The following is a 10,178-nucleotide window of genomic DNA, read 5'->3' as shown; positions in this document are numbered from 1 at the left end:
AGGCAAGACCTTTTTTAGTTGCAGCAATTACCCGAAATGCACATTTGCTACCTGGTACAGGCCAGTTTCGAAAACATGTCCCGATTGTGGTGCGGATTTCCTGGTTGAGAAGAAAACAAAAAAAGGAGAATTCCTTATCTGTATCAAAAAGGGATGTAGTTATAAAGAGGAGGCTCTCACCGAAGCTCTTTGATAGCTGCTTTCATATCCTCTGGCATTGGAGCCTTAAATTCTAAAAGCCTCCCATCTATAGGGTGCTTAAATCTCAGGCTGTGTGCATGGAGCATCTGCCGTTCAAAGGTTATGATTTTTTTCCCGAGGTTGATAGCCCTCTTTTTCCCGTAAGTTTTATCACCGAGGACAGGATGTCCTGTAGATGAAAAATGCACCCTTATCTGATGGGTTCTTCCTGTGATAATCTTTACATCCACAAGGCAGGCAGAACCAAGGCGTTCAATAACATTAAACTCTGTGATTGCCTCTTTGCCTCTCCTTGTCCTTGTGGACATTTTTTTTCTGTCAGCCCTTGACCTTCCGATTAGTGCCCTTATTTCTCCCCTGTCATCAGGAAGACTACCGTATAAAAGGGCAATATAGTGTTTTTCAACCCCTCTTTCTCTGAACTGCCTGCTCAGACCTGCATATGCTTCATCGGTTTTTGCAACCACGATGGCGCCTGATGTATCTTTATCAAGCCTATGAACAACGCCTGGCCTTAACGGCCCTCCGCTTAATGGGAGTTTATACCGATAACTTAAGGCGTTCAAAAGAGTTCCACTCCTGTGGCCAGCCGCCGGGTATACAACCATCCCTGGTTGTTTATCGACAACTACAATGTGTTCATCTTCCCATAGTATGTCCACGGGTATGTCTTCGGGGATAAGAGATAGAGGGACTTCTTCTATCAGTTTAAGTTCGATAACATCTCCAGTTCTGACTGTGTAATTAGCTTTTTCAGGCAAAGAATTTACAAGGATAAGGCCTTTTTTGATGAGTTTCTGCACCTGAGAGCGAGACAAGCCGCTTTTTGCACTCACAAACCTGTCAAGCCTTATAGATGCATCTTCTCTCTGTACATTATAAATGGCAGGTTTTCTCATGAGGTATTTTAACAGAATTAATTGACGACTGATTGTTTTTTGTGGTTAAATATTTTTAGAACTTATTTGATTCGCTAATTTAGGGGGCTATATGGCAGAGACTAAAATCGACAAAGTACTGGATGTTAAAGGGATGGTCTGTCCAAAACCTATGATTGAGACTAAGAGCGCCTTAAAATCGCTGGAAAAAGGGCAGGTCCTTCAAGTTATTACCACTGATAGCAGCACCAAACACAGCATTCCTGGGCTATGCGAAAGAGAGGGAGCTAAGATTATCGAGATGAAGGAAGATGCGGGGAATTTTACCTTTATAATCCAGAAGCAACTTCAAAATACGTTAACCACAGAGCACACAGAGAAATAGAGACACATACGTGAATAACCAATAACCAAATTCCAAGATACAAACTTATATGAAGATAATTTTAATAATCATTGTTGTGCTTCTTCTTTTTTCAGGGTGTGCCCATGTGGTGTCGGATGAAGCGTTAAAAATGGTTGATACTGAAATAAGTTTTAAGGAGCTATTGAGGGACCCTGAAGCTTACAGAGGGAGAGTGGTTCTTCTTGGCGGAGTCATCATTCAGACAAAAAATACTAAGGAAGGAACCATTATAGTGGTTCTTCAAAAGGCCCTTGACAGATGGGGGAGGCCAATTGAAGAGGATGTATCAGCCGGTAGGTTCCTCATCCTCTATCCAGGGTATTTGGACCCCTTTATCTATTCAGACGGAAAAGAAATTACAGTGGTGGGAGAGGTATCAGGGAAGAAGACAATGCCTCTTGGAGAGATAGAATATGTCTACCCTGTTATCTCACCCAAAGAGATGTACCTGAGGAAACCATTCTACAGAGAATTATATCCATATCCGCCTTACTGGTATGACCCATACTGGTATCCTTACAGATACGGGCCTTACTGGTACTCTCCGCCTTATAGACCATATCCTCCTTATCCCTACTGGTAGAAAATCATTATGCTACATTTTTGAATTCTAATGCTTCCCTGACAACATGGAGGATATTTTCCATCTGGAAGGGTTTGCTCACGCATTTGAAAGCGCCGCTCTGAATGGCATCATCAATTACTTTATTGGAGAGATATGCGGAAACAAATATTACAGGAGGAACACTCCCCTTTTCTTTAATCTTTTTCAGTAGCTCAATGCCGGTTAAACCAGGCATCCTTAAATCAGTGACAACTATGTCGTATCTAAATTTTTCCATCATCTGTAGAGCCTCATCGCCGTTAGTTGCCGCATCCACATCGTATCCTGCAGTCTGCAGGGCTTTTCCTAATGACCATCTAATAAGTTTTTCATCGTCTACAACTAATATCTTAATCTTTCTCTCCAAAGTCAGAAGTCCTACTTCTATTTTATATGGCATGTCGTGCATAAGGCGCTACCTGAATTAGACCTTCTTAAGAATGGAATTACATCAGGGTCATGAACATTGTGACATGATGCACATTCTACCCTGCCCGCATAGAGTTTTACATCGTTAGTCAAATTCCCTCCCCAGCCCTTCTGGACATCAGGTGGTGTTTTAAACTGGGGGTCTTGAGAAGATGTCGGATAAGACATGGATATAGGGTGGTCTTTAGAAAGATTTGTGCCTATATAAGTGTTAGGGCCAGCAGTACCATTATGGCACTCTCCGCAGGCATTGGCCCCCGCTTTCATTGCAAAATGATAAGTTGCAGCGCTCTGTCCATACCAGGGGCCTGTGAGATTAGCACCAGAGCCAGGCGCATTAATAATAGAGTCAACTGCAACTGTACCGTCATGGCAGCTAAGGCAGGCCAGGGACACGCCACTTGGAGGATTTGATGGTGCAGTATCCATTGTAGCGCTGGTATATATAGTATAAGGCCCAGTTGGGGTATTTCTGTTCCACAGTGGAACAGAAATATTGGTGTTTGCTGAATGGGGGGTATGACAATAGACACAGACTTCACCATAATTATTAAGAGTTTGCTTCATTAGGGCACTGCCTTTTTCCCAGTCACTTTTGAGGTCGTGTTTTGAACCTACGATGCTTCCTCCATAAGCGAGATAGGCTATAGATAAAGAAGCAATTAAGATAGCGAATAATACCAATGTCTTAGTTTTAAGCATATAAATCCACCTCTAATAATTTTATTTATCTTTTGTGTAAGCAAGAAAAATACCATCTGTGAAGGTGGTTCTTCAATAATGATTTAATGGGGTTTTGTGCGGGTTAAGGGATGCAAAACTTAGTAGTTTTACTTATAAAGCCACTGTTTTATTGAGCCATTTCGCTCACAATGGGGTGAAATGACACAGCTTAAGGGAGAGATAGGTGAGACGAGGTTTAAACACCTTTTGCCTGCTGGTCTACGACTCGTAGAGTGGAACAAAATAAACTTCGTTATTTGAATTTGCTATGACATCTTATACAGGCTTTATCTACAGATACAGAAAGCTTTTTGACCATCTCAATATCTTTAACCACTATAGCACCTCTAAGTCTTTCCAAATCGTTCCTGAAGATATCGCACTCCTCATGAAATTCATTGCGTTTATCCTCATTTCTGTGTAGTTTAAAATTGTAAACATTTTTAGCTGCCTTCAACATGGCCTCTGTTACCGGTTTCATCTTATTAAGATTACCTTCGTCCAGGCACATCTTCGCCTCGTTCCAGCGATTCCCGATATCAGACATTGTCTTATGATGCTTCTTCATCTCAGGTGTCATCAGATGTTTATGCCCCATCTCTGAAGCTAAGGCATTCCCGATAAAAAGAAGAATGAGTAATACCACTACATATCTCATTATTGTGCCCGTTTCTTTCTAAACTCCTTTCCCCTCCATATCATGTATATGGCAGGATATATTATCAATGTAAGGACAGTGGAAGTGATAACACCACCGACCATTGGCGCTGCAATCCTTTTCATCACATCAGCACCTGTACCATGGCTGAACATTATGGGTATAAGACCTGCAAGTATAACGCTCACCGTCATTATTTTTGGCCTCAGCCTTTTAACTGCACCGTACATCACAGCATCCCGCAGGTCATCAATACTATTTAACCGTCCTTCATTTTTCCACTGGTTATAAGCAAGGTCCAGATATAGAAGCATCACCACCCCTGTTTCTGCGGCTAATCCTGCGAGAGCGATTATACCGACCCATACGGCTATACTCATATTGTAGTTGAGAAGATAGAGAAGCCAGAATGAACCTGCAAGGGAGAAAGGAAGAGCAGAAAGGACTATCATTGTTTCTGTAACAGATTTTGTATTGAAATAGATAAGGACAAAGATTATGAGTACAGTGAGGGGTATAACGAGTTTCAGTCTTTCCTGCGTCTTAACAAGGTATTCATACTCGCCGCTCCACTCAAGGCGATAACCTTCCGGGATCTTTAATGAGGCGACTTTCTTTTTTGCCTCATTTACATAACCACCTACATCTCTCCCTGAAAAGTCTATGTAAACATAAGCTGTTAGAAGCCCTTCCTCGCTCTTTATAACTGTCGGCCCTCTGACAATCTTTATATCTGCCAGCTCACCGAGAGGGACTTGAAGGATTCTCATAGATGCAGGTTGTGTAGTTGTCATGCCTGACTGCTGACTGCCGACTGCTGACTGTTGACTATTCATTACAGGCACAAGCACCCTCTTTAGTCGTTCGATATTGTCCCGCAACTCCCTCGAATATCTGACATTTACCGGGTATCTTTCCCTTCCTTCAACTGTAGTGGTGATGTTCATTCCGCCAATAGCAGACTGTATTACTTCCTGGACGTCATCAACAGTCAGACCATACCGTGCTGCCTCATCACGCTTTACCGTAAAGTCTAAAAAATAACCTGTGGTTACCCTCTCTGCATAGACGCTCCTCGTACCTTGAATATCCCTGGTGAGGTTTTCTATCTCCAGTCCCAATCTCTCTATTTCATCGAGATTTGGACCCAGAACTTTAATCCCAACAGGTGTTCTTATCCCTGTGGAAAGCATATCAAGGCGGGCCTTTATAGGCATGGTAAAAGAATTTGCAACTCCAGGTATAGTTAGTATGTCATTCATCTCATTCTTAAGCCTCTCCACTGTCATGCCTTTTCTCCATTCAGATTCGGGTTTCAGATTTATAACAGTCTCAAACATTTCAAGTGGTGCAGGGTCGGTAGCTGTCTCAGCACGGCCTGCCTTTCCAAAGACCTGTGCCACTTCCGGGATCTTCATTAACAACTTGTCCTGTAACTGGAGTAGTTTTGTGACCTCGGATATAGATGCTCCTGGTACGGTTACAGGCATATAAAATAGTGTCCCCTCATATAAAGGAGGCATGAACTCTGAGCCGAGCTTCAGGAAGGGGTAGATGGTCAATACCAAAACGATTAATGCGAGTATTATAACTGCCTTTTTAAACCTCAAAGCAACCTTTGCTATTGGCTCATAGAGTTTGTGAAGTATGATGCCGAGAGGATTTTTTCCCTCAGGCTTTATTTTCCCGCGGATCAACAGGGTCATTAGCACAGGTGTCAGGGTTATGGCAAGGAATGACGAAAAGAGCATGGCAAAGGTCTTTGTATATGCTAATGGCTTAAAGAGCCTTCCAGCCTGAGCCTGAAGGGTGAATACCGGAAGGAACCCCACAGTAATCACGAGGAGGGAAAAGAAAAGGGCCGGGCCAACCTCTTTTGCTGCTTCAACGATTACATCCACCCTGCTGCCCTGTCTTCCACGGGACTCCCATTCTTCCAGTTTCTTGTGGGCGTTTTCAACCATTATGATTGAGGCATCTACCATCGCTCCAATGGCAATGGCAATACCACTAAGACTCATGATATTTGAAGTAACATTCAGATAATACATAAATATGAAGGAGATAATAATAGCGATAGGCAATGTAAGAATAACTACAAGTGCACTCGGCAGGTGAAATAAAAATACGGCACAAACTACACTCACTGCTATTGATAGCTTGATAATCTCTTCCTTCAGGGTATCAATGGAGCGGTGTATCAGGTCAGACCTGTCATAAGTAGTGATAATCTTAGTGCCCTCAGGAAGGCTTGGCTCGATATCCCTTTTAATCTTCTCCTTAACCCTCTCTATGACATTAAGGACATTCTCGCCAAATCGAACAACTACAATGCCACCTGCCACCTCACCTTTCCCATCAAGCTCAGCAAGCCCCCTTCTTATCTCGGGTCCAAGTTGTATGCGTGCTATGTCTTTCAAAAAGATGGGTGTTCCAATCCCGTTGGTGCCCACAGGGACATTTTCCAGATCCTTGAGGGTTTTAATATAACCCCTTCCTCTAAGCATATATTCAATACCTGAAAATTCCAGAACCCGTCCTTCCACATCCCTGTTGCTTTTCCTTACAGCCTCCATTACCTTCATTATGGGAATGTTGTATGCCAGAAGTTTATTTGGGTCTACGGTTATCTGATACTGTTTGACAAATCCACCGATGCTTGCAACCTGGGAAACTCCCGGGACACTTTCAAGGGCAAGCTTTATATTCCAATCCTGTATAGACCGAAGCTCTGCAAGGTTATGCTTACCTGTCTCATCTACCACAGCATAAGAGAACCCCCAGCCAACGCTCGTTGCATCAGGCCCTAACACAGGGTTGACATCAGCAGGAAGTTTTCCTTTAACTGCCTGAAGATATTCCAGCACCCTGCTTCTTGCCCAGTAGATATCAGTCCCCTCTTCAAAGATGACATAGATAAATGAACTCCCTAAAAAAGAAAAGCCGCGCACAACCTGCACCTTTGGCGCAGCAAGAAGGGTCGATGTTATTGGATACGTTATCTGATCTTCAACGAGGTCAGGGCTTCTTCCAGGCCACTCAGTGTAGATTATTACCTGTGTATCACTTAAATCAGGTATTGCGTCGAGGGGGGTCTTTTTTAATGCCCAGTATCCCCATGCAACCAGGAAGAATACAAACAAAAAGACAATGAATTTATTACGAGCGCTATATTCTATTATCTTTGCAATCATATCAATCAGGATTATAAATACAGGATATGGCTCTTGAGCGGTTTTTTTGCCCCGATATTTTATCGGGGCAAAGCCTCGGAGCGCAGCGAGAATGAGCGAAAGAGTTATATCCTGTATTTATGACCAGTATCAATGTTTATGCCCTTCAAGCGGCTTTATCCCTTTTAACTGCGCCTCCGAGTCAATCAGGAAGTTGCCTGATGATGCAATCTTTTCTCCGGCCTTGAGCCCTTTCAGAACTTCTACCATTCCATCAACTCTGAGACCCAAACTAACCTCCCTCGGTTCAAAATAACCCTCTCCTTTATCTACATAGACTATCTGTCTCGTCCCCGTATCTATTACTGCATCTTCAGGAATAGCAAGACGTTTACCTATATTGATCTTAACTTCGACATTGGTAAACATCTGGGGCTTAAGTTGTCCACCTATGTTCGGGATTGTGAACCTCACCTTTGCTGTCCTTGTATCACCTGAAAGGGTGGGATAGACATAATCAATCCTTGATGAAAATTCTTTGCCGGGGAAATAGCTCAGACTGATTCTTGCTGTCTGACCTGTCTTTATCAGTGGTAATTCGTATTCGTAAATATCAGAGATAACCCAGATTGTTGCTAAATCAGCAATATCAAAGAGCTTCTCTCCAGGCATTACACGCATTCCCTGTAGTGCCATTTTTTGCACTACATAGCCATCCACTGGACTATAAAGGGTAAGCGTCCGTATAGGCTTACCTGTTTCTTCAATTATTTTAACCTGTGCATCTGTTATGTCCCAGAGTCTCAACCTTTGTTTTGCTGCCTCGATTATTGTTTCAGCATCCCGAGAGAGCATATCTTTAACATCCAGTGACGAGTGACGAGTGACGAGTGACGAGTTATTATATTTACTTGTCTCTTGTCTCTCGTCTCTTGTCTCTTTGATCTTGCTCTGTTTCGCCCACCTTAATAGATTTATAAATTCCTGCTGTGTTGCGAAAAGCTCAGGGCTATAAATCTCTGCAAGAGGTTCTCCCCTTTTTAGATACTTACCTGTATAGTCAACATAGAGCTTTTCGATCCAGCCTTCAAACTTGGTATTGACAGTGGCAAGTTTCCTTTCATCGTATTCGATGCGTCCTACAGTCCTGATAATTTTCTGAAGAGGTTTTACTGAGACTTCTGTGGTTTTAACTCCTATCAGTTGTTGTAATTCTGTAGGAATTTCAACAGTGGGAGCTTCTTCCTCAGACTCTTTCTGTTCTTCCTTTGATACCTGTGGCTTAGCCTGAGATGCTTCACCACTATGTCCAGGATGCCCGGGTGCAGGCTGTTGAGCCATCGCTGATTGTGGAGCCTTACTTTGAAAAATACCCTTTAGAAAGATTGCCTTTGAAAAATGAAATAAAAGCCCAATTATTAAAATTAAACCAGCAATAATTATTAGATTTCTCTTTTTCATTTCCCCTCCTGACTCCCGACTCCTGACTCCCGACTTTTGACTCCTGTTATTGCTTCAAGCTTCGCTATCGCTTTTTCCCTCTCCACAACCTGTCTCCAATATAGAAGCTCAAAATCAAGGAGAGATTTTAGCCTGTTTATAACAGTTATAGCTTCAACCTTCCCTGTTACATAACCAGCAAGGGCTAATTCAAAATCCTGGTATGTCTTTGGTATAAGACCGTTCTTGTATAATTCCATTAGCCTCTCTGATGTCTTAAGCATGGAGTAATTATCCCTGATGCTCGATGAAAGCATAAACCTGGCCGCCTCAAGTTCATGGGCTGCCTCTGACCTGAATGATTTTGCTTCATTCACAGCCTGTCGCTGTTTTGTCCCCTCTGCCATTTTCACCTTTGCCTCTGCCGCTGCGATCATCCTCTCCCTGACCTTTATTTCAGGGGAATTTTCATAAGCCACCCTGATAAGCTCATCCATGTCGTATGTGTATGCTGTAGAAGTTGGCTCGCCAGGTCTGCCGAGAGGAGAGTTGACATCCCTGCTGAGTGTGGTATTGAGCATTGCCTCCAGTGATTGTATCTTCTGCCTTAACATCTCCTCTTTCTCAATGAGCATATACTTTTCTGTTTGAGCCATCAATACCTCCTGTTGAGGACCCATTCCTGACGAATATCGGGCAATAGCTGCATCCTCTATCCTTGAAAAAAGAGTGTTCTTATCTCCAACGAGGTCTATATCTTTGTAAGTAAGGAATAGTTCATAATAAAGCTCTTTAACCCTCGCTATGGTTTTTAATCTTATAGCGCTATACGATGCATTCAGACTTTCTGAATCCTTTGTAGCCATCTCGCCTTTTAAGGAGAGTTTCCCGGGGAATGGAAACATCTGGGATGCAGAGAGCATCCACTGCGCTCCCTCCATCTCTCCATATGTGTATCTCTTCCATCCCTCATTCTGGTAACCCACCATGAACATAGGGTCAGGAAGACTCTTTGCCTGAGGAATCCTGTAGGTCGATGTCTTCCATTTTGACTCAGCCATCAAGATCTCATGATTGTTTTTTAATGCCTCATCAATTAACTCCTGGAGCTTTAGGTCCTCAGCAAAGGCATTGGCAGTGAACAGTGAAAAGTGAACAGTGAATAGTAAGAAAAGGGTCAAGGGGCAAATAGCAAGGGGCAAGAGACTTTTGACCCATGACCCATGACCCATGACCCTATTTTTTCTACCTTGCGTCAACATTAAACTTCATCGTTGTAGTCTTGCCAGCCCTTGTAATCTTTACCGCTATACCCCAGGAGCCTGACATCGGAAGATTCATCTTTGCCTTATATTCATTCCCCTTTAATTCAGCATCAGTCTTGTATTTCATTGGCGGCATTCCGGGCATAGCTGGCATGGAGTATTCAACCTTTACTTTTGCGTTAGTAATGTATTTACCTGATGCATCCTTGATTTCAATAGTGATGTTATTGTCACCGACAACAGGCGGGTTCTTATCAATCTTCACCGTGACATCATACTCGCCTGCCTTTTTCTTTACCTCATAATCCTTTGCATAAGCGATGCCTCCAATTAAAAGCAGGACTAAAGTAAATACAACCAACCTTTTCATAACTTACCTCCTTTTTCCTTTATAATCTTGG

General features: G+C 42.8%; 11 protein-coding genes. 3 read left to right on the top strand and 8 right to left on the bottom strand.

The genetic code is table 11. The features are described 5' to 3' along the window. Positions 1-193: topoisomerase DNA-binding C4 zinc finger domain-containing protein (locus tag HZC12_08795; protein ID MBI5026800.1), on the top strand; the 193-nt coding region annotated here is incomplete at its 5' end. On the opposite strand, the gene HZC12_08790 is transcribed toward HZC12_08795, so the two are convergent. Beyond that, positions 177-1,100 carry an RluA family pseudouridine synthase gene (locus HZC12_08790; GenBank protein ID MBI5026799.1) on the bottom strand — a complete coding sequence of 308 codons (924 nt, stop codon included), beginning with the start codon at positions 1,098-1,100 and terminating at the stop codon, positions 177-179. The two genes, HZC12_08795 and HZC12_08790, sit on opposite strands and share 17 nt — an antisense overlap. 91 nt (positions 1,101-1,191) lie before the next feature. On the opposite strand from HZC12_08790, the gene HZC12_08785 reads away from it, so the two are divergent. Together HZC12_08785 and HZC12_08780 are read left to right on the top strand one after the other, a co-directional pair. Next, positions 1,192-1,464, top strand: a complete 273-nt coding sequence (locus HZC12_08785) for a sulfurtransferase TusA family protein (GenBank protein ID MBI5026798.1) — start codon at positions 1,192-1,194, stop codon at positions 1,462-1,464. Positions 1,465-1,513: 49 nt separating this feature from the next. Beyond that, positions 1,514-2,068 (top strand): Slp/YeaY family lipoprotein, encoded by a 555-nt coding sequence (locus HZC12_08780; protein MBI5026797.1) that lies wholly within the window; start codon positions 1,514-1,516, stop codon positions 2,066-2,068. Positions 2,069-2,075: 7 nt separating this feature from the next. On the opposite strand, the gene HZC12_08775 is transcribed toward HZC12_08780, so the two are convergent. From HZC12_08775 to HZC12_08745, 7 genes are all read right to left on the bottom strand, one after another. Beyond that, the gene (locus HZC12_08775; protein MBI5026796.1) at positions 2,076-2,456 is read right to left on the bottom strand and encodes a response regulator; all 381 of its coding nucleotides are present in this window, start codon (positions 2,454-2,456) and stop codon (positions 2,076-2,078) included. A gap of 17 nt (positions 2,457-2,473) precedes the next feature. Continuing rightward, on the bottom strand, positions 2,474-3,220 hold the full coding sequence (locus HZC12_08770; protein MBI5026795.1) for a hypothetical protein: 747 nt from the start codon (positions 3,218-3,220) through the stop codon (positions 2,474-2,476). A 274-nt stretch (positions 3,221-3,494) separates the two neighbouring features. After that, positions 3,495-3,887 carry a hypothetical protein gene (locus HZC12_08765; GenBank protein MBI5026794.1) on the bottom strand — a complete coding sequence of 131 codons (393 nt, stop codon included), beginning with the start codon at positions 3,885-3,887 and terminating at the stop codon, positions 3,495-3,497. Between the two features lie 11 nt (positions 3,888-3,898). After that, positions 3,899-7,093, bottom strand: coding sequence for an efflux RND transporter permease subunit (locus HZC12_08760; protein ID MBI5026793.1), 3,195 nt, complete (start codon positions 7,091-7,093; stop codon positions 3,899-3,901). Between the two features lie 129 nt (positions 7,094-7,222). Then, a complete protein-coding gene (locus HZC12_08755; protein ID MBI5026792.1) occupies positions 7,223-8,413 on the bottom strand; it encodes an efflux RND transporter periplasmic adaptor subunit in 1,191 nt (396 codons plus the stop codon). Between the two features lie 116 nt (positions 8,414-8,529). Next, positions 8,530-9,693: a TolC family protein gene (locus HZC12_08750; protein MBI5026791.1), complete on the bottom strand. Its 1,164-nt coding sequence runs from the start codon at positions 9,691-9,693 to the stop codon at positions 8,530-8,532. Between the two features lie 64 nt (positions 9,694-9,757). Beyond that, complete coding sequence (locus HZC12_08745; protein MBI5026790.1) at positions 9,758-10,147, bottom strand: FixH family protein; 390 nt, start codon at positions 10,145-10,147, stop codon at positions 9,758-9,760. Positions 10,148-10,178 lie beyond the last annotated feature (31 nt).

Source organism: Nitrospirota bacterium (genome assembly GCA_016214385.1).
Lineage (GTDB): Bacteria > Nitrospirota > Thermodesulfovibrionia > UBA6902 > JACROP01 > JACROP01.
Note: the sequence above shows the minus strand (reverse complement) of the source record. Positions and strands in the feature narration are given on the sequence as shown.

Excerpts from the sequence above, each read along its gene's own strand:
- HZC12_08780 (MBI5026797.1), top strand. The coding sequence starts at position 1,514 with ATGAAGATAATTTTAATAATCATTGTTGTGCTTCTTCTTTTTTCAGGG.
- HZC12_08760 (MBI5026793.1), bottom strand. The coding sequence starts at position 7,093 with ATGATTGCAAAGATAATAGAATATAGCGCTCGTAATAAATTCATTGTC.
- HZC12_08770 (MBI5026795.1), bottom strand. The coding sequence starts at position 3,220 with ATGCTTAAAACTAAGACATTGGTATTATTCGCTATCTTAATTGCTTCT.
- HZC12_08785 (MBI5026798.1), top strand. The coding sequence starts at position 1,192 with ATGGCAGAGACTAAAATCGACAAAGTACTGGATGTTAAAGGGATGGTC.
- HZC12_08790 (MBI5026799.1), bottom strand. The coding sequence starts at position 1,100 with ATGAGAAAACCTGCCATTTATAATGTACAGAGAGAAGATGCATCTATA.
- HZC12_08745 (MBI5026790.1), bottom strand. The coding sequence starts at position 10,147 with ATGAAAAGGTTGGTTGTATTTACTTTAGTCCTGCTTTTAATTGGAGGC.
- HZC12_08755 (MBI5026792.1), bottom strand. The coding sequence starts at position 8,413 with ATGGCTCAACAGCCTGCACCCGGGCATCCTGGACATAGTGGTGAAGCA.